General features: G+C 57.3%; 36 protein-coding genes and 1 pseudogene. 5 read left to right on the plus strand and 32 right to left on the minus strand.

Annotation, left to right across the window (positions count from 1 at the left end):
* Nucleotides 1-9: 9 nt before the first annotated feature.
* Complete coding sequence (gene rplM, locus AOZ07_RS11940) at nucleotides 10-453, minus strand: 50S ribosomal protein L13 (protein WP_022874108.1); 444 nt, start codon at nucleotides 451-453, stop codon at nucleotides 10-12.
* Nucleotides 454-778: 325 nt separating this feature from the next.
* A complete protein-coding gene (gene truA / locus AOZ07_RS11945; protein WP_084793240.1) occupies nucleotides 779-1,714 on the minus strand; it encodes a tRNA pseudouridine(38-40) synthase TruA in 936 nt (311 codons plus the stop codon).
* 285 nt (nucleotides 1,715-1,999) lie between these two features.
* Here truA and AOZ07_RS11950 point away from each other — a divergent pair, with 285 nt between their 5' ends.
* Entirely contained in the window at nucleotides 2,000-2,440 is a 441-nt protein-coding gene (locus AOZ07_RS11950) for a hypothetical protein (protein WP_060702201.1), read from the plus strand.
* Between the two features lie 347 nt (nucleotides 2,441-2,787).
* Complete coding sequence (locus tag AOZ07_RS11955) at nucleotides 2,788-3,228, plus strand: hypothetical protein (protein WP_060702202.1); 441 nt, start codon at nucleotides 2,788-2,790, stop codon at nucleotides 3,226-3,228.
* A 129-nt stretch (nucleotides 3,229-3,357) separates the two neighbouring features.
* On the opposite strand, the pseudogene rplQ reads toward AOZ07_RS11955, so the two are convergent.
* The 18 genes and pseudogenes from rplQ to rplN form a co-directional block, all read right to left on the minus strand.
* Nucleotides 3,358-3,819: pseudogene (rplQ, locus tag AOZ07_RS11960) on the minus strand (50S ribosomal protein L17); the annotation flags it as partial.
* A gap of 83 nt (nucleotides 3,820-3,902) precedes the next feature.
* Nucleotides 3,903-4,904: a DNA-directed RNA polymerase subunit alpha gene (locus AOZ07_RS11965; RefSeq protein WP_060702204.1), complete on the minus strand. Its 1,002-nt coding sequence runs from the start codon at nucleotides 4,902-4,904 to the stop codon at nucleotides 3,903-3,905.
* 167 nt (nucleotides 4,905-5,071) lie between these two features.
* Nucleotides 5,072-5,473, minus strand: coding sequence for a 30S ribosomal protein S11 (rpsK, locus tag AOZ07_RS11970; RefSeq protein WP_022874114.1), 402 nt, complete (start codon nucleotides 5,471-5,473; stop codon nucleotides 5,072-5,074).
* Nucleotides 5,474-5,516: 43 nt separating this feature from the next.
* Nucleotides 5,517-5,891, minus strand: a complete 375-nt coding sequence (gene rpsM / locus AOZ07_RS11975; protein WP_022874115.1) for a 30S ribosomal protein S13 — start codon at nucleotides 5,889-5,891, stop codon at nucleotides 5,517-5,519.
* A 148-nt stretch (nucleotides 5,892-6,039) separates the two neighbouring features.
* Nucleotides 6,040-6,153, minus strand: coding sequence for a 50S ribosomal protein L36 (gene rpmJ / locus AOZ07_RS18250; protein WP_071894985.1), 114 nt, complete (start codon nucleotides 6,151-6,153; stop codon nucleotides 6,040-6,042).
* Nucleotides 6,154-6,280: 127 nt separating this feature from the next.
* The gene (gene infA / locus AOZ07_RS11980) at nucleotides 6,281-6,502 is read right to left on the minus strand and encodes a translation initiation factor IF-1 (RefSeq protein WP_013349662.1); all 222 of its coding nucleotides are present in this window, start codon (nucleotides 6,500-6,502) and stop codon (nucleotides 6,281-6,283) included.
* Nucleotides 6,503-6,730: 228 nt separating this feature from the next.
* Nucleotides 6,731-7,564, minus strand: a complete 834-nt coding sequence (map, locus tag AOZ07_RS11985) for a type I methionyl aminopeptidase (RefSeq protein ID WP_060702205.1) — start codon at nucleotides 7,562-7,564, stop codon at nucleotides 6,731-6,733.
* A 121-nt stretch (nucleotides 7,565-7,685) separates the two neighbouring features.
* Nucleotides 7,686-8,258 (minus strand): adenylate kinase, encoded by a 573-nt coding sequence (locus AOZ07_RS11990; RefSeq protein ID WP_060702206.1) that lies wholly within the window; start codon nucleotides 8,256-8,258, stop codon nucleotides 7,686-7,688.
* Entirely contained in the window at nucleotides 8,255-9,559 is a 1,305-nt protein-coding gene (secY, locus tag AOZ07_RS11995; protein WP_060702207.1) for a preprotein translocase subunit SecY, read from the minus strand. Before secY ends, AOZ07_RS11990 begins: the two co-directional genes overlap by 4 nt.
* Before the next feature lie 255 nt (nucleotides 9,560-9,814).
* On the minus strand, nucleotides 9,815-10,267 hold the full coding sequence (rplO, locus tag AOZ07_RS12000) for a 50S ribosomal protein L15 (protein ID WP_058254881.1): 453 nt from the start codon (nucleotides 10,265-10,267) through the stop codon (nucleotides 9,815-9,817).
* A 2-nt stretch (nucleotides 10,268-10,269) separates the two neighbouring features.
* Entirely contained in the window at nucleotides 10,270-10,476 is a 207-nt protein-coding gene (rpmD, locus tag AOZ07_RS12005) for a 50S ribosomal protein L30 (RefSeq protein WP_022874120.1), read from the minus strand.
* A 3-nt stretch (nucleotides 10,477-10,479) separates the two neighbouring features.
* On the minus strand, nucleotides 10,480-11,157 hold the full coding sequence (gene rpsE / locus AOZ07_RS12010; RefSeq protein WP_171918424.1) for a 30S ribosomal protein S5: 678 nt from the start codon (nucleotides 11,155-11,157) through the stop codon (nucleotides 10,480-10,482).
* A gap of 29 nt (nucleotides 11,158-11,186) precedes the next feature.
* Complete coding sequence (gene rplR / locus AOZ07_RS12015) at nucleotides 11,187-11,558, minus strand: 50S ribosomal protein L18 (RefSeq protein WP_060702209.1); 372 nt, start codon at nucleotides 11,556-11,558, stop codon at nucleotides 11,187-11,189.
* A 2-nt stretch (nucleotides 11,559-11,560) separates the two neighbouring features.
* Entirely contained in the window at nucleotides 11,561-12,097 is a 537-nt protein-coding gene (gene rplF / locus AOZ07_RS12020; RefSeq protein WP_060702210.1) for a 50S ribosomal protein L6, read from the minus strand.
* A gap of 20 nt (nucleotides 12,098-12,117) precedes the next feature.
* The gene (gene rpsH / locus AOZ07_RS12025; protein WP_013349671.1) at nucleotides 12,118-12,516 is read right to left on the minus strand and encodes a 30S ribosomal protein S8; all 399 of its coding nucleotides are present in this window, start codon (nucleotides 12,514-12,516) and stop codon (nucleotides 12,118-12,120) included.
* 57 nt (nucleotides 12,517-12,573) lie between these two features.
* Nucleotides 12,574-13,143 carry a 50S ribosomal protein L5 gene (rplE, locus tag AOZ07_RS12030; RefSeq protein ID WP_060702211.1) on the minus strand — a complete coding sequence of 190 codons (570 nt, stop codon included), beginning with the start codon at nucleotides 13,141-13,143 and terminating at the stop codon, nucleotides 12,574-12,576.
* On the minus strand, nucleotides 13,143-13,487 hold the full coding sequence (gene rplX / locus AOZ07_RS12035) for a 50S ribosomal protein L24 (protein WP_060702212.1): 345 nt from the start codon (nucleotides 13,485-13,487) through the stop codon (nucleotides 13,143-13,145). The genes rplE and rplX overlap by 1 nt, the downstream gene beginning before the upstream one ends.
* 2 nt (nucleotides 13,488-13,489) lie before the next feature.
* Nucleotides 13,490-13,861, minus strand: a complete 372-nt coding sequence (gene rplN, locus AOZ07_RS12040) for a 50S ribosomal protein L14 (RefSeq protein WP_022874126.1) — start codon at nucleotides 13,859-13,861, stop codon at nucleotides 13,490-13,492.
* A gap of 681 nt (nucleotides 13,862-14,542) precedes the next feature.
* On the opposite strand from rplN, the gene AOZ07_RS12045 reads away from it, so the two are divergent.
* Nucleotides 14,543-15,130 carry a hypothetical protein gene (locus AOZ07_RS12045; RefSeq protein WP_194943661.1) on the plus strand — a complete coding sequence of 196 codons (588 nt, stop codon included), beginning with the start codon at nucleotides 14,543-14,545 and terminating at the stop codon, nucleotides 15,128-15,130.
* Nucleotides 15,127-15,696 (plus strand): OmpA family protein, encoded by a 570-nt coding sequence (locus AOZ07_RS12050; protein WP_084793241.1) that lies wholly within the window; start codon nucleotides 15,127-15,129, stop codon nucleotides 15,694-15,696. The genes AOZ07_RS12045 and AOZ07_RS12050 overlap by 4 nt, the downstream gene beginning before the upstream one ends.
* A gap of 83 nt (nucleotides 15,697-15,779) precedes the next feature.
* Here the strand turns inward: AOZ07_RS12050 and AOZ07_RS12055 are convergent, their stop codons facing one another.
* Both AOZ07_RS12055 and AOZ07_RS12060 read right to left on the minus strand, forming a co-directional pair.
* On the minus strand, nucleotides 15,780-16,736 hold the full coding sequence (locus tag AOZ07_RS12055) for an endonuclease/exonuclease/phosphatase family protein (RefSeq protein WP_194943662.1): 957 nt from the start codon (nucleotides 16,734-16,736) through the stop codon (nucleotides 15,780-15,782).
* A 35-nt stretch (nucleotides 16,737-16,771) separates the two neighbouring features.
* Nucleotides 16,772-17,293: a VOC family protein gene (locus AOZ07_RS12060; RefSeq protein ID WP_060702216.1), complete on the minus strand. Its 522-nt coding sequence runs from the start codon at nucleotides 17,291-17,293 to the stop codon at nucleotides 16,772-16,774.
* A gap of 68 nt (nucleotides 17,294-17,361) precedes the next feature.
* On the opposite strand from AOZ07_RS12060, the gene AOZ07_RS12065 reads away from it, so the two are divergent.
* Nucleotides 17,362-18,156, plus strand: coding sequence for an AraC family transcriptional regulator (locus tag AOZ07_RS12065; RefSeq protein WP_060702217.1), 795 nt, complete (start codon nucleotides 17,362-17,364; stop codon nucleotides 18,154-18,156).
* A 36-nt stretch (nucleotides 18,157-18,192) separates the two neighbouring features.
* Here AOZ07_RS12065 and AOZ07_RS12070 read toward each other — a convergent pair whose 3' ends face one another.
* The 10 genes from AOZ07_RS12070 to rplD all read right to left on the minus strand — a co-directional run bounded on the left by AOZ07_RS12070 (nucleotide 18,193) and on the right by rplD (nucleotide 22,953).
* Nucleotides 18,193-18,597 carry a RidA family protein gene (locus tag AOZ07_RS12070; RefSeq protein WP_060702218.1) on the minus strand — a complete coding sequence of 135 codons (405 nt, stop codon included), beginning with the start codon at nucleotides 18,595-18,597 and terminating at the stop codon, nucleotides 18,193-18,195.
* Between the two features lie 114 nt (nucleotides 18,598-18,711).
* Nucleotides 18,712-18,999, minus strand: coding sequence for a 30S ribosomal protein S17 (gene rpsQ / locus AOZ07_RS12075; RefSeq protein ID WP_013349679.1), 288 nt, complete (start codon nucleotides 18,997-18,999; stop codon nucleotides 18,712-18,714).
* Nucleotides 18,999-19,262, minus strand: a complete 264-nt coding sequence (gene rpmC, locus AOZ07_RS12080) for a 50S ribosomal protein L29 (protein ID WP_022874130.1) — start codon at nucleotides 19,260-19,262, stop codon at nucleotides 18,999-19,001. The genes rpsQ and rpmC overlap by 1 nt, the downstream gene beginning before the upstream one ends.
* Nucleotides 19,263-19,264: 2 nt before the next feature.
* Nucleotides 19,265-19,681 (minus strand): 50S ribosomal protein L16, encoded by a 417-nt coding sequence (gene rplP / locus AOZ07_RS12085; RefSeq protein WP_022874131.1) that lies wholly within the window; start codon nucleotides 19,679-19,681, stop codon nucleotides 19,265-19,267.
* Nucleotides 19,682-20,464, minus strand: a complete 783-nt coding sequence (gene rpsC / locus AOZ07_RS12090) for a 30S ribosomal protein S3 (RefSeq protein ID WP_060702219.1) — start codon at nucleotides 20,462-20,464, stop codon at nucleotides 19,682-19,684. It lies immediately after the preceding gene.
* Complete coding sequence (gene rplV / locus AOZ07_RS12095) at nucleotides 20,465-20,827, minus strand: 50S ribosomal protein L22 (RefSeq protein WP_022874133.1); 363 nt, start codon at nucleotides 20,825-20,827, stop codon at nucleotides 20,465-20,467.
* A gap of 59 nt (nucleotides 20,828-20,886) precedes the next feature.
* The gene (rpsS, locus tag AOZ07_RS12100) at nucleotides 20,887-21,168 is read right to left on the minus strand and encodes a 30S ribosomal protein S19 (RefSeq protein WP_022874134.1); all 282 of its coding nucleotides are present in this window, start codon (nucleotides 21,166-21,168) and stop codon (nucleotides 20,887-20,889) included.
* A 12-nt stretch (nucleotides 21,169-21,180) separates the two neighbouring features.
* A complete protein-coding gene (rplB, locus tag AOZ07_RS12105; RefSeq protein ID WP_060702220.1) occupies nucleotides 21,181-22,020 on the minus strand; it encodes a 50S ribosomal protein L2 in 840 nt (279 codons plus the stop codon).
* A 31-nt stretch (nucleotides 22,021-22,051) separates the two neighbouring features.
* On the minus strand, nucleotides 22,052-22,354 hold the full coding sequence (gene rplW / locus AOZ07_RS12110; RefSeq protein ID WP_060702221.1) for a 50S ribosomal protein L23: 303 nt from the start codon (nucleotides 22,352-22,354) through the stop codon (nucleotides 22,052-22,054).
* Nucleotides 22,351-22,953, minus strand: coding sequence for a 50S ribosomal protein L4 (gene rplD / locus AOZ07_RS12115; protein ID WP_060702222.1), 603 nt, complete (start codon nucleotides 22,951-22,953; stop codon nucleotides 22,351-22,353). Before rplD ends, rplW begins: the two co-directional genes overlap by 4 nt.
* Between the last annotated feature and the right edge of the window lie 4 nt (nucleotides 22,954-22,957).

Here is a 22,957-nt window from a genome sequence, read left to right on the forward strand (position 1 = left end):
GGGCCAGGACTACTGAGCGACCTGGGTGATTTCCAGTGCCTTTGGCGACTGAGCAGCGTGTGGGTGCTCGGCGCCGCGGTATACCTTCAGCTTCGAGAGCTGAGCAGCAGACAGCTTGTTCTTTGGCAGCATGCCCTTGATAGCCTTCTCAACAGCCAGAACTGGGTTCTTCTCCAGCAGGTCTGCATAGTTGATGCTCTTCAGGCCACCTGGGAAACCGGAGTGGCGGTAAGCGCGCTTGTTCTCAAGCTTCTTACCGGTCAGTGCAACCTTTTCTGCGTTGATGATGATGACATGGTCGCCCATGTCCATGTGTGCAGCGAAGGTTGGCTTGTGCTTGCCGCGCAGCAGGGTTGCGGCCTGGACGGCGAGACGGCCGAGTACTACATCGGTGGCGTCAATGACATACCACTGACGAGTCTGGTCAGCCGGCTTTGGGGTGTACGTACGCACAGTAATTGCCTTACGTTGATTCGTTTCTGGTCAAACAGTCGCTTGGCTGAAGGCGGTGAGATCCCCCAGTGACAGGCACTGTCGTGTTGTTCTTGTGTTTAGACCAGTACGTCAGGTGAGGACTGATGATAACCGGCCGTCCATATGTTGTTCGCACACCCAGCAGACCAGCGACTATGCAACTAAGCCGTCACGCTTGGGCGTGTAGTGTCGAACGTGGACATACACAACTCATAAAAGTTTAGCGGATTAAAGTGTTTCCGGCCAAAAAAGCATCTGCGTCGTGAGCAACAACACCCTTAAGATCCCGGGGATTATCGGCTGCTCAGGCCTTGGCCGATGCTTCTCCAGCTTCATCTTGGCTGCGCCGAGCGCGCGTCTGCAAAGCCCGGGCGGCAAGCTCGCCGGCTTCTGGATAGTAGACCTCTTCGAGAACGAGCGCCCGCGGATGCGAGAGCTTGGTCTTGGAATCGCGCACCATCTGTTCCAGCCTAGCTGCCAGGAATCCAGGCTTCTCGCGCCCATCCCCCACCATCATGGCCGCCCCGATGAGAGCGCGGACCATATTGTGGCAGAAAGCATCGGCTTTCAAATGAGCGAGGATCAGCCCATCAGCACCACGGGTGAAGCTGAACTCCTGCAATGTACGAATGGTTGTCGCATGAGGACGTGGCTTGCAGTAGGTCAAGAAGTCGTGGCGTCCCAGCACACTCTGCGCTTCGCGGTTCATGGCTTCAACGTCCAGCTCTTCACGGTGCCATGTAGTTAGATGCCGGGTGAGCGGATCCCAGCGGTGCTGGCCATCGGCAATGCGGTAGGAGTACCGGCGGGCCAACGCCGAGAAGCGGGCATCAAAGCCTTCGGGAGCGCGCAGAGCTTCGTGGACCCAGACGGCTCCGTCCTGGCGGCCAAGGATGCCATTGATTCGGCGCACCAAAGCTGGGCCAGGTTCCTGCGGGGCCTTGCGCGGCAGTCTGTCATATTCATCCTGCGTCAAATCGAAGTGCACTACCTGTCGGCGCGCGTGCACACCGGCATCGGTGCGGCCAGCGACAACAACTCGCACCCGGCGGCGCACCAGCATTTCCAGTGCTTCTTCCACAAGCTGCTGCACGCCGATGACATTGGGCTGGCGCGCCCAGCCGTTGTAGGCGGCACCGTCGTAGCTGAGCACCATCTGCATGCGGATCCATGCGGGGGTTTCGGTGCTTCCTGCTGCGGAAGTTCCCATTGGATCGAGGCTGTCAGGCTGCGTGCTCATACCCTCAATTATGCGTGTTCTCATGCATCTAGATCCAATTGGCACCGATTCGCTTGGCGCCCAACATCCTGCAGCGGTACTCGCTCATCACATGGCTTCCAGCGTTTCTGGACTCCTCCATGGATCATGCTCTACGTGCGTGATTTGCGATCGATTGGCTTCGTTGTTCAACGAGCTTCATGCTGTAACGCCTACGAGAACGATAATTTCCGCATGTAGAGTAAAGATCAATTGCCAACTTGGATCACATCCATTGGTGCCCCTTCATCACTACATGAGGAACACATGCTCAAGAAAATTGGCGTGACGACAGCGGTTATTGCACTTGGACTCTCAACCCTGACCGGTTGCTCTTCAGGAAAACTCTCCACTGAAGAAACCTGCACCTGGCTCACCGACAAGGCCAAAGAATTGAGCCTCGCAGAGACAACTGATAGTGCCGTACAAGATATGCTCACTGGCGACGGCGACAGTTTCAAGGCAAAGATGGCTGAGATTACTGCCTTCTTGCAAGAGGCATCAGACAAAACCGAAGATGAGAAATTGGCAGAGGCTCTGCAAGCCTCTATCGATCAGAACAACCAGATGATTGAGCTCATGACCGACAATGATCTGACATTGATGGAAAAGTCGTCAAAAGTTCAAGGCCTCCGCACCGCAGAAGATTCCAAGGCTATGGACTATGTGAATACGGCGTGTCCAAGCCTGGCGGAATTGGGCCAATAGCGACTACGCTGCATGAAGAAGCACGGCCCCAACAATTCAGTGGCTTCACGCTGAATTGGTTCAATTCGTGAAGAGTCCCTTCTATATCCCGGTTGCCTATGCCTTTCCCCCGGGCACCGCCTTATCGCCTGGATCGGCCTGCACCAAGCCGGCGGCGAAAGCGCTTCGCTTATGAAGCTCTGCTGTGGCCGAATCGGTTGCTATTCATTCGCGCCAACGGATGCTTGACCCTGCGTGTTGGCTTGTCGCCGGACCAACATAGCGACGTCGCTTGTGTAGGCTTAAAACAATGTTGACAAGGCTTTCAATGCCCGCTGTCACTCGATCATCCCAAGGCAAGGAATTACATGCTCAAGAAGGTTGCTGCTAGCGCCGCAGTGCTGACGCTGGCCGCCACGGCTATCACCGGTTGCTCCTCGGGAAAGCTGAACACCGAAGAGACCTGTTCTTACGTCAGTGACCAGGTTGCTGAAAAAGACTTGCTGCACAAGGCGGACGATCTCAGCGAGCAGCTCATCGCCGGTGAGACCAAGGACTACGCGAAGATCATGGACGAATTCGATGCGATCCTGGTGGACGCGGCGTCCAAGACCAAGGACAAGAAACTCGTTGATGCCTTGACCGCTGCCTCGCAGCAGAGTCAGGAAATCTCCAAGCTCATGGCACAGGGCACCAGCGAGAACGTCACCGAGATCTCTGAAAAGATCTCGGCGCTGGATACCGACGACGCGGCAGAAGCCACGGCCTATCTGGATGAGGCCTGCCCGGATATGGAGAGCTTCAGCTAAGCCTCCAGCGTTCTGCTCCCCCGGTTCCTGCTGATTAAAGCAAAAAAGATTCCCGTTGTTTCCTTTCGGATCCAACGGGAATCTTTTTATCACCCCTGGGGGTGCGAGCTTCAGCTCGAAGGGGGCTTATGCCTCTTCGGTGGCCTCTGCCTCAGGTGCTTCAGCAGCCTTCTCGGCAGCCTTGGTGGCTTCCTTGACGACGGCCTGCTTTGGCGAAACTGGCTCCATCACGAGCTCGATAACAGCCATAGGAGCGTTGTCGCCCTTGCGGTTGCCGATCTTGGTGATGCGGGTGTAGCCACCCTCGCGGTTTGCCATTGCTGGTGCGATGTTCTCGAACAGCTCGTGAACGATCGACTTGTTGGTGCGCGAACGCGAAGCGATGACAGCCTGAACGCGACGACGCGATGCCAGGTCTCCGCGCTTAGCGAAGGTGATCAGGCGCTCTGCGTGTGGACGCAGACGCTTGGCGCGGGTCAGGGTGGTGGTGATCTTCTTGTTCTCGAAGAGCTGTGCCGACATGTTAGCGAAAATCAGTCGCTCATGTGCTGCACTGCCGCCGAGACGCGGACCCTTGGTAGGGGTAGGCATTGTGGTTCTCCTAGATGAATAACCCGTCCGGCACGATCTTCTCGTGCCGGCGGATGAAGTAGTGTGTCGCTAGACGCGGGTGTTTACAGACCTTCGTCGTATTCGTCGCCATCTTCGAGGGCGCTACGAGCGGCCAGATCAAAGCCTGGAGGGGAATCCTTCAGGGCCAGACCCAGTTCAACCAGCTTGGCCTTGACTTCGTCAATGGACTTTGCACCGAAGTTGCGGATGTCCATCAAGTCAGCCTCGGAGCGGGTAACGAGTTCACCCACGGAGTGGATGCCCTCACGCTTCAAGCAGTTGTACGAACGAACGGTCAGTTCCAGATCCTCGATCGGCAGTGCCATGTCTGCAGCCATGGCTGCGTCCGTTGGCGATGGACCGATTTCGATACCTTCAGCTGCGGTGTTCAGTTCGCGGAACAAGCCGAACAGCTCAACCAGGGTGGTACCTGCGGATGCCACGGCATCGCGCGGGGCGATCGATTCCTTGGTCTCCACGTCAACGATCAGGCGATCGAAGTCGGTGCGCTGCTCAACACGGGTGGCTTCCACGCGGAAAGTCACCTTCAGAACTGGGGAGTAGATCGAATCCACAGGGATGCGGCCGATCTCGCCATCGATGTTCTTGTTCTGAGCGGCAGACACATAGCCACGGCCACGCTCAATGGTCAGTTCCATATCGAACTTGCCGTTGGCGTTCAAGGTTGCAATGTGCAGATCAGGGTTGTGGAACTCCACACCGGCTGGCGGGGTGATGTCCGCTGCAGTAACGATGCCCGGGCCCTGCTTGCGCAGGTAGGCAACGACTGGCTCGTCGTGCTCGGAAGAAACCGACAGGTTCTTGATGTTCAAGACCAGTTCGGTGACATCTTCCTTGACACCGGCTACGGTGGTGAACTCGTGCAGTACTCCGTCAATTCGAACACTGGTGACAGAGGCACCAGGGATCGAGGAGAGCAGGGTACGGCGAAGCGAGTTACCCAGGGTGTAACCAAAGCCTGGCTCCAGCGGTTCAATGACGAACCGGGAGCGGTTTTCGGCAACTACTTCTTCGGTCAGGGTTGGGCGCTGCGTAATGAGCACTTACATTTCCTTTCAGCGAGCGTCCGCTATATGACGCTTCACGGGGGTGGAAACGACGGTAGCCTTAGGTGGCCGTTCGTCTTTTGCAGGCGAATGAGTCCAAGATAGCCACCGGAGCATTCTGCTGAATGCTTCGGTGACTTCTTAGGCCTAGCCTAGCGAATCAATTAGACGCGGCGACGCTTTGATGGGCGGCAACCGTTGTGAGCGCTTGGGGAAACATCCTGGATGGATCCAACCTCAAGGCCAGCAGCCTGCAGCGAACGGATCGCGGTTTCGCGTCCCGAGCCCGGGCCCTTGACGAAAACGTCAACCTTGCGCATGCCGTGCTCCTGAGCGCGCTTTGCAGCAGCTTCAGCAGCCATCTGGGCAGCGTATGGGGTCGACTTGCGCGAGCCCTTCATGCCTACCTCGCCGGCCGAAGCCCACGAGATCACAGCGCCAGTCGGATCGGTGATCGATACGATGGTGTTGTTGAAGGTGCTCTTGATATGCGCCTGTCCCTGCGCAATATTCTTTTTGTCCTTGCGACGCGGCTTACGTACCGCTCCACGAGTCTTTGGGGGCATTTCTTCTCCTACGAAAAAAGTATTTGAGTTAGATCGCTAAGATTTAGCGAGTCTTCTTCTTACCTGCGACGGTACGCTTCGGGCCCTTGCGGGTACGTGCGTTGGTCTTGGTGCGCTGACCGCGGACCGGCAGGCCCTTACGGTGACGAATACCTTCGTAGGATCCGATTTCTACCTTACGGCGGATGTCAGCCTGAACCTCACGGCGCAGGTCACCTTCTACCTTGTAAGTGCCTTCGACGAAGTCGCGCAGCTGCACGAGCTGGTCATCGGTGAGATCCTTGACGCGAGTGTCCGGGTTGATACCGGTCGCTGCGATGGTCTCTTCTGCACGGGTCTTGCCCACGCCGTAGATGTAAGTCAGCGCGATGATTACGCGCTTCTCGCGTGGAATATCCACGCCTGCTAAACGAGCCAAGTGGCTACCTTTCAACGAACGGAGGTCTGGAGCAGTACCATCCGTGATCTCTCACGGCCCCGGCCTCCGAATCCGGGGGTACACCAGGACAAGAATCCTGGCTGATACTGCCTAATTGACTACGCGTGGGAATCCCGTAGAAACGGAATTAGCCCTGACGCTGCTTGTGGCGTGGGTTTTCGCAGATCACCATGACGCGACCATTGCGGCGGATTACCTTGCACTTGTCGCAGATCGGCTTCACGCTAGGGTTAACCTTCAAGGGTTTACTCCTCTTGCGGTTGCAGTTAAATGTGGAGCAGTAAAAAGCTTGTCCAAGAACAATCATTCAGCGATCGAGATCACCTTGCGGTGACCGCGGTCGCTGAGAAAGTTTTCAGTCTGCAGATTTACTTGTAGCGGTAAACGATACGACCTCGGTTGAGATCGTATGGGCTCATTTCAACCTGCACGCGGTCCTCTGGGAGGATTCGAATGTAGTGCTGACGCATCTTACCCGAGATAGTGGCGAGCACTACGTGTCCATTCGGCAGCTCCACGCGGAACATCGCGTTCGGCAGTGCCTCTGAGACGGTGCCCTCTACCTGGATGACGCCTTCCTTCTTGCCCATTTTCCCCGCTAACTTTTTTTGTTGGCAATTTTCGCCAACAAGTAATTGGTTCTGGCTCATGAACCGGTAATGTCCAAACTTAGAATTTTGGGCACGCTTAATTCACGAACCAACAGTCAACGATACGCCATTGAAGCGTTCAGTGCCAATCGTTCACTGATCTAAAAATGTTAGATCCAGCACGCAACAGGTTGTCAGCGTGCTGGATCTAGAAAATACAGCTAATTCTCACGCCTTGATCGGCGATGGGGCTACTCCGAATGGAGCCAGCCCGGCCTCTCCCCCATCGTGGGCGGAGAGCACCCAGATGCCACCCATGTGGAAGGCCACGGTGTGCTCCCACTGCGAGGCGTTGGACTTGTCGTTGGTGACTACGGTCCAGTCATCTTCCAGCACGGAGGTCTCGATGCCGCCGCGCACCAGCATCGGCTCGATGGCCAGCGCCATGCCCGGCTTGATGCGCGGACCGCGGTGCCCGGAGTTGTAATTCAGGACATCCGGCGCCATGTGCATGGCCGAGCCGATGCCGTGGCCGCAGTAGTCTTCCAGGATGCCCAGCTCAGCGCCTGGCTGGCTGGTGACATAGTCGTCGATGGCTTCGCCGATCTGGCCGATGAAACGCGCGTTGGCGGCCGCAGCGATGCCTGCCCACATGGCCTGCTCGGTGATCTCGCTCAGGCGCTGGTCGGCCGGGTCGATGTTCTTGCCCACCAGCACGGTGCGTGCCGAGTCGGAGTGCCAGCCGTCGATGATGGCGCCGCCATCGATCTTCAGCACGTCGCCGTCCTTCAGCTCGTAGCCCGATGGGAAGCCGTGGACCACTTCGTGGTTGACCGAGGCGCAGATATTCGCCGGGAAACCGTGGTAGCCCAGGAAGTTGCTGGTCGCGTTGTGGCGTTCGAGCACCTTCCCGAAGACCTTGTTGATCGCTTCGGTGGTCACGCCGGGGCGAGCCATCGCAACGGCTTCATCCAATGCTTCAGCCAGCACTAGGCCGGCCTGGCGCATCTTCAGGATTTCGGAGTTGGATTTGTACTCGATTTTCGGCTGTCCAAAAGCCAATGTGATTCCCCTAGCTCAGTGGTGGATCGGTGCAAGCAGTGATCCGTGCAAAAGTGCGCAGGGACCGCGCTGCAACTTTCATTGTTGCTGCACGATCCCTGCGCGATGTTCTTCGAGGTGCCTAGGCGTTGACGTTCAACGCTGCCAGCACGCGCTCGGTTACTTCGTCAATCGCGCCAAGGCCGTCGACCTTGCGCACGATCCCGCGTTCCTCATAGCGTTCCACGACGACCCGGGTCTCTTCGTTGTACAGGCCCAGGCGATGGCGGATGACCTCTTCGGTGTCATCTGCGCGGCCTTCGATCTCTGCGCGCTTGAGCAACCGGGCAACCAGCTCATCGTCGTCGGCGGTCAGCTGCAGCACGGCGTCCAGTGCGATGCCCTTGCCGGCCAGCATGGCGTCCAGCGCGTCGACCTGTGCGCTGGTGCGCGGGTAGCCGTCGAGCAGGAAGCCCTGGGCCACGTCGTCCTGGTTCAGGCGATCCTCGACCATGTTGTTGGTGACCGAATCGGGGACAAAGTCGCCATTGTCAATGTACTTGCTGGCTTCGATTCCCAGCGGGGTGCCGCCCTTGACGTTGGCACGGAAGATGTCGCCGGTGGAGATGGCGACAATGTCCAAGCGCTCGGAGATCTTTACGGCCTGGGTGCCCTTGCCGGCACCTGGAGGTCCGATAATTAGCAGTCGACTCATCGCAGTAGCCCTTCGTAGTTTCGTTGCTGCATTTGAGCATTGATTTGCTTGACGGTTTCCAATCCCACACCAACCATGATGAGGATCGATGTTCCGCCAAATGGGAAGCTCTGATCGGCGTTGAACAGCACGAAGGCAATCAGTGGGATCAACGCAACGAACGCGAGGTACAGCGCGCCCGGGAAAGTGATTCGAGAAATCACGTACTGGAGGTATTCGGCGGTTGGACGTCCAGCGCGAATGCCTGGGATGAATCCGCCGTACTTCTTCATGTTGTCGGCAACCTCAACCGGGTTGAAGGTGATCGCAACATAGAAGTAGGCAAAGCCGATGATCATCAGCGTGTAGGCCAGCATGTACCAAGGCGAAGAGGTCGAGGAGTGCTCCTGCAACCACATGGCCCACGCCGGCAAGGTGCCATCGTCATTCTGGTTGAACTGCACCAGCATCTGCGGCAGGGCCAAGATGGAGCTGGCGAAGATCACCGGGATCACGTTGGCCATATTCAGCTTCAGCGGGATGTAGGTGGAGGTGCCGCCCACGGTGCGGCGGCCCACGGTGCGCTTTGCGTACTGGACCGGGATGCGCCGCTGGGACTGTTCCACGAAGACCACAAGCCCAACGATCAGCAGGCCGATCAGCAGCACGCCGATGAAGGTCATGACGCCCTGGGCCTGCAGGATCGAGCCCATTGCCGACGGGAAGCCCGAAGCAATGGAGATGAAGATCAGAATGGACATGCCGTTGCCGATACCGCGTTCGGTGATCAGCTCGCCCATCCACATGATCAGGCCGGTGCCTGCGGTGAGCGTGATGACCATCAGCAGGATCACGATCAGCGAGTCATCCGGGACCAGCGGGAGGGAGCAGCTCGGGAAGAGGCTCCCGGTGCGGGCCAGGGTCACCAGCGTGGTGCCCTGCAGCAGCGCGAGGGCGATAGTGAGGTAACGCGTGTACTGCGTCAGCTTGGCTTGCCCGGCTTGGCCTTCCTTGTGCAAGGTCTCGAAGTGCGGGATCACCACACGCAGCAGCTGGGTAATGATGGACGCCGTAATGTACGGCATGATTCCCATTGCAAAGATGGAGACCTGCAACAGGGCGCCGCCGCTGAAGAGGTTCACGAACGAATAAAGTCCACCGGTGGTTTCACCCATTGCCAGACACTGCTGAACGTTGCTGTAGTCAATGCCCGGAGCGGGGATGAATACACCGACACGATAGATCGCAATGATCCCAAGCGTGAACAGCAACTTGTTGCGCAGATCAGGCGTCCGAAAAACTCGGGCTATGGCGCTGAACAAGCGTCCTCCTGAAGTATGTGCTTGAGCCCAGGAAGAGATACTTCCCATGACCTAACGATTCTAGCCGTCCACAGTGCTATCCTGCCAAATACGCCACACGAATTAGACGCAAATGTTTATGGACAGAAATGTTTATGGCCTGATCAACCAAGCATTGATGGTGTTCTTGGAAAATTTCTCGCCGATAGCAGAATGGTCCCGGTTCACGTCGATTACTCGACGCGAACCGGGACCATTCAAAGGCTAAACCCTGGTTTAGAGGGTGTTTGCCGAGCCGCCAGCAGCAGCGATCTTCTCGGATGCGGAAGTCGAGAAGGCGTCAACCTTCACGTCAACCTTGACCGTGATCTCGCCGGTGCCCAGTACCTTGACAGGCTGGTTCTTGCGAACAGCGCCCTTGGCAACCAGTGCCTCAACGGTGACTTCGCCGCCTTCTGGGAACAATTCCGAGATCTTGTCCAGGTTTACAACCTGGAACTCGACACGGAATGGGTTCTTGAAGCCGCGCAGCTTTGGCAGACGCATGTGCAGCGGAAGCTGACCACCTGCGAAGCCTGCCTTCACCTGGTAACGAGCCTTGGTACCCTTGGTACCGCGACCTGCGGTCTTACCCTTGGAACCTTCACCGCGACCAACGCGGGTCTTGGCGGTCTTTGCACCCTCAGCTGGGCGCAGGTGGTGAATCTTCAGTGCTTTTTCTTCAGCCATCTCTACTTCGCCTCCTCAACCTTCAACAGGTGTGGGACCTTGTTGACCATACCAACAGTCACAGGGTCAGCGGAGCGGACAACGGTCTGTCCGATGCGCTTCAGGCCCAACGAGCGAACAACGTCGCGCTGGGACTGGTTACCACCGATGATGGACTTGATCTGGGTGATTTCCAGCTTGGCGTCGCTTGGAACAATGTTCTTAGCCATTGATTAAGCACCTGCCTTCTGGCTCTGGATGTGACGCAGCATTGCTGCTGGTGCAACCTCGTCCAGCGGAAGACCGCGGCGAGCTGCAACAGCTGCTGGCTCTTCAAGAGCCTTCAGTGCAGCAATGGTGCCCTGAACGATGTTGATCTGGTTGCTAGAACCCATCGACTTCGACAGGATGTCGTGGATGCCTGCGCACTCCAACACGGCGCGCACTGGACCACCGGCGATAACACCGGTACCAGGAGCAGCTGGACGAAGCATGACGACGCCAGCGGCGGCCTCACCCTTGACCAGGTGTGGAATGGTGGTGCCAACGCGTGGAACGCGGAAGAAGGACTTCTTGGCCTCTTCAACGCCCTTGGCGATAGCTGCAGGAACTTCCTTGGCCTTACCGTAGCCAACGCCTACCAGACCGTTGCCGTCACCAACAACGACAAGTGCGGTGAAGCTGAAGCGACGACCACCCTTGACGACCTTGGAGACGCGGTTGATAGCTACAACGCGCTCAAGGAACTTGTCCTTGTCTTCGTTGCGGTTATCCTTCTGGTCACGGCCACGGCCGCGGCCTTCGCCACGTCCACGACCTTCACCACGACCGCGGCCTTCGCCGCGACGGGATCCAGCGTTCTCGGTAGCGGGAGCCGATGCAGTCTCGACTGCTTCAGTAGCTTCAGACACCTGAGTTTCCTTCTTGTTAGTAGCTTCGCTCACAGTGCCAGCCCACCTTCACGTGCGCCGTCAGCAACAGCAGCCACGCGACCGTGGTACTTGTTGCCACCGCGGTCGAAGACTACTGCTTCGATGCCAGCTGCCTTGGCGCGCTCTGCAACGAGCTCGCCAATCTGCTTAGCCTTGGCGGTCTTGTCGGCCTCGCTTGCACGAAGCTCGGCTTCCATGGTCGAAGCGCTGGCCAGGGTGATGCCCTGCGAGTCGTCTACGATCTGTACGAAGATGTGACGAGCCGAGCGGTTGACAACCAGGCGTGGACGAACGGTGGTACCAACGATGTGCTTGCGCAAACGCTGGTGACGACGACCGCGCTGAGCGGACTTGCTCTTGCCCTTGATTCCGATAGCCATGATTACTTACCAGCCTTTCCGACCTTGCGGCGGATGATCTCGCCAGCGTAACGGATACCCTTGCCCTTGTAAGGCTCGGTCTTACGCAGCTTGCGGATGTTGGCGGCAACTTCACCGACGTGCTGCTTATCAATACCAGCAACGATGATCTTGTTGTTGCCCTCGACCGAGAAGGTGATGCCGTCAACGGCAGCAACCTTCACTGGGTGCGAGTAACCCAGAGCAAGCTCCAGGTCAGCGCCCTTGGCCTGTACGCGGTAACCGGTTCCGTGGATTTCGAGCTTCTTCTCGTAACCCTCGGTCACACCGATGATCATGTTGTTGATCAGGGTACGGGTCAGACCGTGCAGCGAACGAGACTCGCGGGAATCGTTCGGGCGAACAACGGTAACAGTGTTCTCGTCCTTGGAAACGGTGATTGGAGCCGAAACGGTGATCGAAAGTTCACCCTTCGGGCCCTTAACGGCGACCTGCTGGCCGTCGATGTTCAATTCAACGTTGGCAGGAACGGTGATCGGAAGACGTCCAATACGTGACATTGTATGTTTCTCCCTTCCCGTTACCAGACGTAGGCGAGGACTTCCCCACCCACGCCCTTCTTTGCAGCCTGACGGTCAGTAAGCAGACCGGAGGAGGTGGACAGGATCGCGATGCCAAGACCACCGAGCACGTGAGGCAGGTTGGTGGACTTTGCGTAAACGCGAAGACCTGGCTTGGAGATGCGGCGCACGCCAGCGATTGAACGCTCGCGCGATGGGCCGTACTTCAAAGTGATAGTCAGAGTCTTGCCGACTTCTGCTGCAACTTCCTCGAACGAGGCAATGTAGCCCTGTTCCTTCAGGATGTTTGCAATGCGTACCTTGAGCTTGCTCGACGGCATCGACACAGTGTCGTGGTATGCCGAGTTAGCGTTACGCAGACGAGTCAGCATATCTGCGACTGGATCTGTCATAGACATGTGGGCTTCAGCCCTTCCTCGTTACGGTTTCCTTAGCGGACCTGTAACGTAGTGAGATTAGTTATTGGTCTTGAATGGGAAGCCCAGAGCCTTAAGCAAGGCACGGCCTTCGTCATCAGTCTTGGCGGTGGTCACCACAGTGATGTCCATACCGCGCACGCGATCGATCTTGTCCTGATCGATTTCATGGAACATCGACTGTTCGGTCAGACCGAAAGTGTAGTTGCCATTGCCATCGAACTGGCGGTCGCTCAGGCCGCGGAAGTCGCGGATACGAGGCAGTGCCAGGGTGATCAAGCGATCAACGAATTCCCACATGCGGTCGTTACGCAGGGTGGTGTGAGTACCGATTGGCATGCCTTCGCGCAGCTTGAACTGTGCGATGGACTTGCGGGCACGGGTGATCACTGGCTTCTGACCGGTAATAGCGGTCAGGTCGCGAACTGCGCCTTCGATAAGCTTCGAGTCCTTGGCAGCTTCGCCGACACCCATGTTAACTACAACCTTGGTCAGGGATGGTACCTGCATTGGGTTTGCGTAGTTGAACTGCTCCTGCATAGCAGGGCGGATCTCTGCGTTGTACTTTGCCTTCAGACGTGGCTGGATCTTGGTGGCTGCTTCAGTCATTACAGATCCTTTCCGGAAGCCTTGGCGAAACGAACGCGTACAGTCTTGGACACGCCGTTCTTTTCTACGGTTTCCTCGCGGAAGCCGACGCGGGTTGGCTTCTTGGTTTCTGGGTCAACCACAGCAACGTTCGATACGTGCAGTGGAGCCTCGACAACCTCGATGCCGCCAGTGGTCGAACCGGATTCGGTCTGACCAGCCTTGGTGTGCTTGGTGACGCGGTTTACGCCTTCAACCAGCACGCGGGAGGACTCGGTGATGACCTTCAGGACCTTGCCCTGCTTGCCACGTTCCTTGCCTGAGATGACCTGAACCAGGTCACCCTTCTTGATCTTTGCGCCCATGGTTACAGCACCTCCGGAGCCAGGGAAACGATCTTCATGAACTTCTTGTCACGAAGCTCGCGGCCCACTGGGCCGAAAATACGAGTACCACGAGGATCTGCAGCGTCACCCTTGAGGATAACTGCAGCGTTCTCGTCGAACTTGATGTAGGAACCGTCTGCGCGACGGATTTCCTTCTTAGTGCGAACGATGACTGCCTTGACGACGTCACCCTTCTTCACGTTGCCGCCAGGAATTGCATCCTTGACGGTAGCGACAATGGTGTCGCCAATGCTTGCGTAGCGACGCTTCGAGCCACCAAGAACACGAATGGTAAGGATTTCCTTAGCACCGGTGTTATCGGCAACCTTAAGTCGCGACTCCTGCTGAATCACTTCTTACTCCTGTCGTCTCGCTGGTTCTCTGAACGAGCCTTGCGGAACGGATATGGTCTCCACGATACGTATCGCTTACCCCCACCGACGCGGGCGCACCGAATGCTGATCCCAATTGGCGGCAGGGCCGAGGCGTAAAATATCGAGGCTGCACTTGTGCGTCTAAACTGACTTAGACCGCACCGCATCGTTTCGGAGGTGGATAGTCCCCGAACACAATGCGCACAGATTCTTAAGTCTAGCGCAGAGTGGCACAAAACCGAAATGGTGTGGTATGCGGAAAGAAGGCGTCGTTCGTCACATGAACCAACGCGCACTTCCCCGGCTTTACGGGGCTCCGGCACCACGGATCACGAGGATTCGCGTAGCGCCAAATTGACCGGGCTGGCTTTGGGCCACGGGGTCACCGCGGACTCGAAGTTCCTGGATGTTTTTTCTTCCGTCAATGCCGTGGGCAGCCGGCATGTATTTGCTGGCACTCGCTGCCCTCGAATACACAGCGTCGCTAATCGGCAATCGGCAATCGGCAAGCAAGACCGGGCTATGCAATTCCACCGAGTCAAGTGCCGGAATCAATATAGTAATTTGTTGGATTTTAGGGAAAGATAAGCACTCATCCACCCCTCGATGCCTCAGCCCCTTGATCGCTGGACATCAAATCCACGACTATCGGAGTTCACGATGAAACGATCATTGGCCCTCTGCACTGCAGGCATTCTTGCGCTCTCCGCACTAACTGGTTGCACCTCGTCCGCCGATGAGGCCCCATCCAACGCTCCTTCCACCGAAGGAACCTCGGCCTCTGCAACGACGCAGGCGCCGTCCGCGGAATCGGAAACGCCCACTGCAGCTGTTGATACCTCGAACGTCATTGCCTCCAAGGAATTCACCGTCCCTGGACATAAAGACGACAAAGTCACGGTGGGCATCCAGTCTCTGAAAGTTGAGGGGAAGACCATGACCCTCCAGTACGTGCTCACCCCTGATTTTGCCTCTGCCAGTGACTCCGCAGCCATCTCGATCTACGACATGTTCGGGAATTCCTCGCCACGCACGACTCTCGTTGATCGCGAAAACCTCAAGGAATATAGTGTCATTTCGGATGTGGGACGAACTTGGGCGGCAGATTCCGTCCGAACTTCAACCGCAAATCATGAGCCCGTCATTTGGTGGGGAGTTTATGCCGCTCCCGAAGACGGCAATGAAAGCTTTGATATCCGTGTAATCGATTCGATGGCGGAGTTCACTGACGTACCGGTGACACGATGAAAGCACTACCAGTTCGGCTCATAGGAGCCGGGGTTTTGCTGGCCGCCCTCGGATGCCAGTTGCCAGCTGCGCAGGCAACCGCAACGAATGCGCAGGAATTGCCCGAACCTTCAAGCGAGCTTATTGCGAAGTCCGTGCGCGTTTGGGACCCGGGTACAAGTGTTCTCGCCTGGAATCTCACCGGATCCGTGAAGGCTGTAGAACAGGTTCAGGAGAAGGACGGGGAAACTACCATTACCCTGGCAACCGACATCCTTTTCACTCCAGATAGTTCGAAGCTTCCAGCCACAGCTTCTGCCAAGGTGGAGTCATTGGTTTCCAAGATACCCAAGGGCGCAGACGTCCAAGTTAATGGCCATACTGACTCCGTTCATGGCGCGAAGGATAACAAGGCTCTCTCCACGGACAGGGCCAAGGCTGTCGCCGCGGTGCTCAAGAAAGCACGTCCCGACCTGAATGCAAAGGTCAAGGGGTTTGCCGATACCCAACCAGCGGTTCGCGAAGACCCGAAAGATCTGTCGACCTATGCCGCTAATCGTCGAGTGGAAATCATTTACGCCGGCTAGCAATTTTGTGTTTCCATATTTCGTGCAGATATTCACCGCTCGATGGGCCATGCCTGCGGGGCAATGCCTCTGCGCGGGGCCGGCTAATGTGGCACACCGAGTTTCACGATGAGTGCCAGGTGATCGGACCCATCGATCTTCGCTGTCTCTTGCTTGAGCGGAACAAAGCCGCGGGCTAAAACGTGGTCTATCCCAATCATCGGCGGCAGCCCTCCCCCAGTTGGCCATGTCGATATGGGAAACAGCGATCGTTCAAGCCCCATGCTGGAGGCAAGTTCTCGAAACTGTGGATGGGCTCGTGTGGAGTTGAAGTCCCCTGCCAGGACCATTGGTTCGTCTTCCTGCTCGGCAACCCACTGCTGCAGAGCCAGCAGCCCACCCTGCCACTGCCGCGCATCCTGCAACGGGGGATAAATGTGAACCCCAACGACCGTGACTGGCCCGCGAGGAGACGCAATGTCGACGATGGGCAATCCGTACCAATTGGTCGCATCCGGGCCAAGCGAACCTGATCGTTCTCTCGCCGGATAACGCGAATAGATCACCGTATCGACTTCTCCCCCGGCTGGCACCGGTGCGCTTCGGTATGGCAAGTTATCCAATGCTCCTTGGAAAGCCAATCTCTGCTGAAGAGGTTCGCTTGTCTCCACGAGCACCAGGACATCAGGGTCGGCGATTTTGATGCTCTGCGATAATTGCCCAGCATCAGCGCCAGCCTTGAGCGCATTGAAGGAAAAAACTGTTAACTCCGGGGTTGCATCCGATGGCAACGATTCCCCGGTTGTCATAGCCAAGTTCGGGACCGCACCGATGGCCAGCAAGACCAACACGACTGCCGAAACCAGCCACCGGCGCTTGAATGAGGCCAGCAATACGGCCACGGCAATGCCCAGCAGCATCCATGGTTGGAATGCTTGGAGCCGCGGAACCCAGCCGGCAGCTGTCCACGTTATATAGGGCAGGATTCCAATGCCCAGGCAAGGGAGCATGAGAATCGCCCACAGCCACGGTGAACGTGGTCGCGGGCGATTCAATGTCATGGCTTCAGCTTAGTTCAGCGCCTGGCAAGGATTGCTCAATTCGAGGCCGCTTCCGACTGCTGCGCAGCCCAGGCTGCCACCCGTCGAGCGCTTTCCTCTTCGCTCAGATCTTCAACTCTGCTCATGATGGACCACCTCACTCCGTAAGGATCAATTATGGAGGCGAATCTGTCACCGGAAACAAAATTGGTCACCGGTTCCCTCACCGTAGCGCCTGCTTCTGTAGCTCTTGCCAGCACTGAATCCACGTCTTCGCAATACAACCCGAGCGAATAGCAAGCATTCGGGGCAGCCGGTGGCGGCACCAAGCCGTACGCGGGACTGGGCTCGCCAATTTGCAGGTGTCCTTGGCCAAAATCAATCTCGGCATGGACAACGACCCCGCCCATGTTGGTGACATCAATGATCCGTGCTCCAAACACGTCCTTGTAGAACTCCAATGCCTTCGCCGTATTTGGCACGGCGAGGAATGGAGTTAGTGACGTTACTCCGTGTGGAACACCAGCGGTGGTGTGAGTTCCGGTGACACCATGCACCATTTCGTTGTGATTTTGCATGTCTCAAGACTATGAAGTTATGGAATGCTGGGGCTTGTAAATTTGCGACAAATTTGAGGTGCTGCTGCATGGTCGATATTCATGATGGTCGAGGGGTTTTGTATCCGGCCCGGCTGCCGGAATTCCAGCGCATCTTGCCTCCCGAACATTTGCAGCAGTACGTCAGCTGGTATTGGATCTCGCGCTGGGATATTGCTGCCGGCCGAATTTCCCGCCAGCAGATCCTGCCGTTCCCGCTGATGAATCTTGTAGTGCAGCCTGAGGGTGTGACAGTCGCTGGTCCAAGCCGCGGTGCATCTCATAGGGATCTGCGCGGGACCAGCTGGGCGGTAGCCGCCTTGCTCCGCCCCGCTGCAGCTCCCTATTTGGCTTCCCTGGTCGAGAGCACGCCGCAGCAGCTGCTGGACCAAGAAGCAACTATTGATGCAGGTGCGCTTCACCAGGCCCTGTTGGACGAACATCAGCTGGGCGACGACGCAAACTCGAATGCAGGCTGTGCTCATCAATTATCTTTATGGCTGGAACAGCGTCTGCCGCCAATTAGCGAGTCAGGCGAACTGGCCAATAATTTTTTGGATCATGTATCGACTAACAGCGCAGCCTTGCGTGTTGACCACGTCGCAAAAGATTTGAATCTCACCGTACGCAGCCTGCAGCGCTTGTCCCTGAAATACTTGGGACTTTCACCGTTGGCAGTCATTCGGCGCTATCGCTTGCAAGAAGCTGCCCTGCATTTGCGTGAGCATCCGCAAACTTCACTTGCTTCGCTGGCCGTGGACCTCGGCTATGCCGATCAGGCCCACCTGTCGACAGACTTCCGAAAGGTACTCGGCTACTCCCCTAGCGACTATCGAAGCAGCTAGCGGGAAACGCTGGCTCGTGTTTTGGCAATCCGTGTCCTAATCAATGGCCAACGCCGCAACTGCGCTGATTTCAACCAGACCGCCAGGGATGCCCAGCTGGGAGACAATGGCCGCGCACACCAGCGGTGGTTCATCAGAAGCCAGTTCGGGGCCGATAGCCGCATAGACGCTATTGATATCTACGCCGTCCACCAAAAGGACGTTCCATTGGACTACATCGTCAAACGTCGCTCTGGTTGCTGCCAACGCTGTCTTTGCATTGCGCAACGCATGTCTTGCTTGTTCCGCGGCATCGCCTTCGCCGATCAGTGTGCCATGCTCGTCAACCGCATTCTGTCCGCCAAGGTAGACGGTGCTGGCTCCCGGCGGAACGATGGCTACGTGGCTGAAGGCTGGCGACCGGACAAGGCCTTCTGGGCGCAGTTTCTGGATTGATTGCATAATCCAGTGTCGTCTCCGCTAACTACAGGGTCAATGCAGAAATGCCCCGAACTCTTCTTGCGAAGTGTTCGGGGCATTCTTCAATCACGAGATCCGTGAAATCGAATCGAAAGCTTACTTAGCCTTCTCTACGATCTCAACGAGACGCCAGCGCTTGTCAGCAGACAGCGGGCGGGTCTCAGCGATGACAACCAAGTCGCCGATGCCGGCTTCGTTGTTCTCATCGTGAGCCTTGACGTTCTTGTTGCGACGCATAACCTTGCCGTAAAGGGCGTGCTTCACACGGTCCTCAACGTCAACGACGATGGTCTTCTGCATCTTGTCGGAAACCACGTAACCACGGAGGGTCTTGCGGTCGTTACGCTCGGTAGCGTTATCCACACCGTTCTCCTTCTCGCTCATTACTTGGATTCCTTCTTGGTTTCTTCAACCGGAACGACGACATCCTGACGAATGCCCAGCTCGCGCTCGCGCAGCACGGTGTAAATGCGGGCGATATCGCGCTTGATAGCCTTCAGGTTCGCGTTGCTCTCCAGCTGGCCGGTAGCCGACTGGAAGCGCAGGTTGAACAGTTCTGCCTTGGCCTTCTTCAATTCCTCGTTCAAACGAGCGGTATCGAAGCCGTCCAGGGACTCAATGCTAAGGTCCTTAGAACCGATAGACATCCCTATTCACCACCTTCACGACGCACGATGCGTGCCTTCATTGGCAGCTTGTGGATTGCAAGACGCAATGCCTCTTTAGCTACCTCTTCACTGACGCCACCGAGTTCAAACATGACTCGTCCTGGCTTGACGTTGGCGACCCACCACTCTGGGGAACCCTTACCGGAACCCATACGGGTTTCAGCAGGCTTCTTGGTCAGCGGACGGTCTGGGTAGATGTTAATCCACACCTTACCGCCACGCTTGATGTAGCGGGTCATAGCGATACGAGCGGCTTCGATCTGACGGTTAGTCACGTAAGCCGGGGTCAACGCCTGGATACCGAACTCACCGAAAGCAACGGTGGTTCCGCCCTTGGCAGCACCCGAACGCTTTGGGTGGTGCTGCTTACGGAACTTGACTCGACGTGGGATAAGCATTTAAGCCTCTCCTCCTTCCGCAGCAGGAGCTGCAGCGCCCTTACGGTCGTTACGACGACGGCGTTCGCCGCCACGTGGACGATCGTTGCCACCGCGACCACCGCGAGCTGGAGCAGCAGCAGCCTGCTGTGCAGCCAGTTCCTTGGCGGTTACGTCACCCTTGTAGATCCAAACCTTCACGCCGATGCGGCCGAAGGTGGTCTTGGCTTCGAACTTGCCGAAGTCGATGTTCGCACGCAGGGTGTGCAGCGGCACACGGCCTTCGCGGTAGAACTCCTTGCGGGACATTTCTGCACCGCCAAGACGACCGGAGCACTGAACGCGGATGCCCTTGGCACCAGCGCGCATTGCCGACTGCATTGCCTTCTTCATCGCACGGCGGAAAGCCACGCGGGAAGCAAGCTGCTCGGCGATGCCCTGGGCGACCAGCTGGGCCTCCATGTCAGGGTTCTTGACCTCGAGGATGTTCAGCTGAACCTGCTTCTTGGTGAGCTTTTCCAGCTCGCCGCGAATACGGTCGGCTTCTGCACCACGGCGGCCGATAACGATACCTGGACGTGCAGTGTGGATATCCACACGGACGCGGTCACGGGTACGCTCGATCTCTACGCGGGCGATGCCTGCGCGATCCATTCCCTTGGACAGCAGTGCACGGATCTGTACGTCTTCTTTTACGTAGTCCGCGTAACGCTGGCCTGGCTTGCTGGAATCAGCAAACCAGTGCGAGATGTGGTCAGTGGTGATGCCGAGACGGAAACCGTTCGGATTTACCTTCTGTCCCATTTAGTTCTCCCCACCCTTCTGGGTTGAAACAACCACAGTCACGTGGCTGGTGCGCTTCTTGATCTGGAATGCGCGACCCTGTGCACGCGGCTGGAACCGCTTCATGGTCGGACCTTCGTCAACAAACGCTTCGCTGATAATCAGCTCGTCCTCATTGAATGCTTCACCTGCGCGGTCCGCGGCGGCACGGGCGTTAGCCACTGCCGATGCGACAACCTTGTATACCGGCTCCGAAGCTGCCTGTGGGGCAAACTTCAAGATGGCCAGTGCTTCGTTGGTCTGCAGACCACGAACAAGGTTGACGACGCGCCGGGCCTTCATAGGCGTTACGCGGATGTGACGCGCAATTGCCTTGGCTTCCATTGCTATCCTTCTCTCGTCTATCGAAGAAGTGCTAAGCGATACTAGTTCCCTTGCGGGGCCTAGCGGCGCTTGCCCTTCTTGTCGTCCTTTACGTGGCCACGGAACGTACGGGTTGGGGCAAACTCTCCGAGCTTGTGTCCAACCATCGATTCGGTGACGAACACAGGAATGTGCTTGCGACCGTCGTGTACGGCGATGGTGTGTCCCAGCATGTCCGGGATGATCATCGAACGGCGGGACCACGTCTTGATGACGTTCTTGGTGCCCTTTTCGTTTTCAGCAACGACCTTCAGGAACAGGTGCTGATCGACGAAGGGGCCTTTCTTCAGGCTGCGTGGCATGTTTCCAGGCTCCTATCGCTTGTTCTTGCCGGTCTTGCGACGACGCACAATGAGCTTGTCGCTTTCCTTGTTCGGACGACGGGTGCGTCCTTCACGCTTACCGTTAGGGTTGACCGGGTGACGACCACCGGAGGTCTTACCTTCACCACCACCGTGTGGGTGATCAACAGGGTTCATGACTACACCACGAACGGTTGGGCGTACGCCCTTCCAGCGCATGCGGCCGGCCTTACCCCAGTTGATGTTGATCTGCTCAGCGTTGCCGACCTCGCCGATGGTTGCGCGGCAGCGCACATCAACGTTGCGGATTTCGCCCGAAGGCAAACGCAGCTGAGCGAAGCGGCCCTCACGGGCTACCAGCTGGATCGAGGCACCTGCGGAACGAGCCATCTTGGCGCCGCCACCTGGGCGAAGCTCCACAGCGTGGATCACGGTACCAACCGGGATGTTACGCAGTGGCAGGTTGTTACCTGGCTTGATGTCGGCGTTGACGCCGGCCTCAATCTGGTCACCCTGTTTGAGGTTGTTCGGTGCGATGATGTAGCGCTTGGTGCCGTCCACGTAGTGGAGCAGTGCGATACGAGCGGTACGGTTCGGGTCGTACTCAATGTGAGCGACCTTTGCCGGAACGCCGTCCTTATCGTGACGACGGAAGTCGATAACACGGTAAGCGCGCTTGTGTCCGCCACCCTTGTGTCGGGTGGTGATCTTACCGGAGTTGTTGCGGCCGCCAGTCTTGGTGAGTGGACGAACCAGCGACTTTTCCGGAGTCGATCGGGTGATTTCTGCGAAGTCGGCTACCGACGAGCCGCGAAGGCCCGGGGTAGTCGGCTTGTACTTACGAATTCCCATTTATATTATTCCTCGTTAAAGTGGTCTCCGCTTAGGAAAGCGGACCGCCGAAGATGTCAATCGAGCCTTCCTTCAGGGTGATGATGGCGCGCTTGGTGCTCTTGCGCGATCCCCACCCGAAGCGGGTGCGCTTGCGCTTACCGGCTCGGTTGATGGTGTTTACGGAGTCAACCTTGACGTTGAAGATAGCTTCAACGGCGTACTTGATTTCCGTCTTGTTGGAGCTTGGTGCCACCTCGAAGGTGTACTGACCTTGATCGATCAGACCGTAGCTCTTTTCCGATACGACTGGTGCGATGACCACGTCGTGTGGAGCCTTGGAGTTGATGCTCACTTGGCTTCCTCCTTCTGGACCAGGGCGTCGAAGGCAGCCTTGGTGAAGACTACGTCATCCGAAACCAGAACATCGTAGGTGTTCAGCTGGTCGACGTACAGAACGTGCACAAGGTCGAGGTTGCGAACCGAAAGGGCTGCAACATCGTTGGCGCGATCGATGACGACAAGCAGGTTCTTGCGCTCGGTGAGCGAACGCAAGGTAGCCAGAGCTTCCTTGGTCGATGGGGTTTCCCCTGCAACCAAGTTCTCAACCACGTGGACGCGGCCGAAGCGTGCGCGATCAGACAAAGCGCCGCGCAGTGCAGCAGCCTTCATCTTCTTCGGGGTACGCTGCGAGTAGTCACGTGGGGTTGGACCGTGGACAATGCCACCGCCGGTCATGTGAGGTGCACGGATCGAACCCTGACGGGCGCGGCCGGTGCCCTTCTGCTTGAACGGCTTGCGACCTGCACCCGATACCTCGGAGCGGTCCTTGGTCTTGTGGGTACCCTGGCGGGCAGCAGCAAGCTGTGCAACGACAACCTGGTGCAGCAGCGGGACGTTGGTCTGTACGTCGAAGATCTCTGCAGGCAGTTCGACGTTAAGTGCCTTAGTCATTTAC

It is taken from the genome of Glutamicibacter halophytocola, assembly GCF_001302565.1.
Classification (GTDB): domain Bacteria; phylum Actinomycetota; class Actinomycetes; order Actinomycetales; family Micrococcaceae; genus Glutamicibacter; species Glutamicibacter halophytocola.

Excerpts from the sequence above, each read along its gene's own strand:
- truA (WP_084793240.1), bottom strand. The coding sequence starts at position 1,714 with ATGAGCACGCAGCCTGACAGCCTCGATCCAATGGGAACTTCCGCAGCA.
- AOZ07_RS11950 (WP_060702201.1), top strand. The coding sequence starts at position 2,000 with ATGCTCAAGAAAATTGGCGTGACGACAGCGGTTATTGCACTTGGACTC.
- AOZ07_RS11955 (WP_060702202.1), top strand. The coding sequence starts at position 2,788 with ATGCTCAAGAAGGTTGCTGCTAGCGCCGCAGTGCTGACGCTGGCCGCC.
- rpsK (WP_022874114.1), bottom strand. The coding sequence starts at position 5,473 with ATGCCCCCAAAGACTCGTGGAGCGGTACGTAAGCCGCGTCGCAAGGAC.
- infA (WP_013349662.1), bottom strand. The coding sequence starts at position 6,502 with ATGGGCAAGAAGGAAGGCGTCATCCAGGTAGAGGGCACCGTCTCAGAG.
- AOZ07_RS11990 (WP_060702206.1), bottom strand. The coding sequence starts at position 8,258 with ATGAGTCGACTGCTAATTATCGGACCTCCAGGTGCCGGCAAGGGCACC.
- rplO (WP_058254881.1), bottom strand. The coding sequence starts at position 10,267 with ATGGCTGAAGAAAAAGCACTGAAGATTCACCACCTGCGCCCAGCTGAG.
- rpmD (WP_022874120.1), bottom strand. The coding sequence starts at position 10,476 with ATGGCTAAGAACATTGTTCCAAGCGACGCCAAGCTGGAAATCACCCAG.
- rplR (WP_060702209.1), bottom strand. The coding sequence starts at position 11,558 with ATGGCTATCGGAATCAAGGGCAAGAGCAAGTCCGCTCAGCGCGGTCGT.
- rplF (WP_060702210.1), bottom strand. The coding sequence starts at position 12,097 with ATGTCACGTATTGGACGTCTTCCGATCACCGTTCCTGCCAACGTTGAA.
- rpsH (WP_013349671.1), bottom strand. The coding sequence starts at position 12,516 with ATGTCTATGACAGATCCAGTCGCAGATATGCTGACTCGTCTGCGTAAC.
- rplE (WP_060702211.1), bottom strand. The coding sequence starts at position 13,143 with ATGACTGAAGCAGCCACCAAGATCCAGCCACGTCTGAAGGCAAAGTAC.
- rplX (WP_060702212.1), bottom strand. The coding sequence starts at position 13,487 with ATGGGCGCAAAGATCAAGAAGGGTGACCTGGTTCAGGTCATCTCAGGC.
- AOZ07_RS12045 (WP_194943661.1), top strand. The coding sequence starts at position 14,543 with ATGAAACGATCATTGGCCCTCTGCACTGCAGGCATTCTTGCGCTCTCC.
- AOZ07_RS12050 (WP_084793241.1), top strand. The coding sequence starts at position 15,127 with ATGAAAGCACTACCAGTTCGGCTCATAGGAGCCGGGGTTTTGCTGGCC.
- AOZ07_RS12055 (WP_194943662.1), bottom strand. The coding sequence starts at position 16,736 with ATGACATTGAATCGCCCGCGACCACGTTCACCGTGGCTGTGGGCGATT.
- AOZ07_RS12060 (WP_060702216.1), bottom strand. The coding sequence starts at position 17,293 with ATGCAAAATCACAACGAAATGGTGCATGGTGTCACCGGAACTCACACC.
- AOZ07_RS12065 (WP_060702217.1), top strand. The coding sequence starts at position 17,362 with ATGGTCGATATTCATGATGGTCGAGGGGTTTTGTATCCGGCCCGGCTG.
- AOZ07_RS12070 (WP_060702218.1), bottom strand. The coding sequence starts at position 18,597 with ATGCAATCAATCCAGAAACTGCGCCCAGAAGGCCTTGTCCGGTCGCCA.
- rpsQ (WP_013349679.1), bottom strand. The coding sequence starts at position 18,999 with ATGAGCGAGAAGGAGAACGGTGTGGATAACGCTACCGAGCGTAACGAC.
- rpmC (WP_022874130.1), bottom strand. The coding sequence starts at position 19,262 with ATGTCTATCGGTTCTAAGGACCTTAGCATTGAGTCCCTGGACGGCTTC.
- rplP (WP_022874131.1), bottom strand. The coding sequence starts at position 19,681 with ATGCTTATCCCACGTCGAGTCAAGTTCCGTAAGCAGCACCACCCAAAG.
- rpsC (WP_060702219.1), bottom strand. The coding sequence starts at position 20,464 with ATGGGACAGAAGGTAAATCCGAACGGTTTCCGTCTCGGCATCACCACT.
- rplV (WP_022874133.1), bottom strand. The coding sequence starts at position 20,827 with ATGGAAGCCAAGGCAATTGCGCGTCACATCCGCGTAACGCCTATGAAG.
- rpsS (WP_022874134.1), bottom strand. The coding sequence starts at position 21,168 with ATGCCACGCAGCCTGAAGAAAGGCCCCTTCGTCGATCAGCACCTGTTC.
- rplB (WP_060702220.1), bottom strand. The coding sequence starts at position 22,020 with ATGGGAATTCGTAAGTACAAGCCGACTACCCCGGGCCTTCGCGGCTCG.
- rplD (WP_060702222.1), bottom strand. The coding sequence starts at position 22,953 with ATGACTAAGGCACTTAACGTCGAACTGCCTGCAGAGATCTTCGACGTA.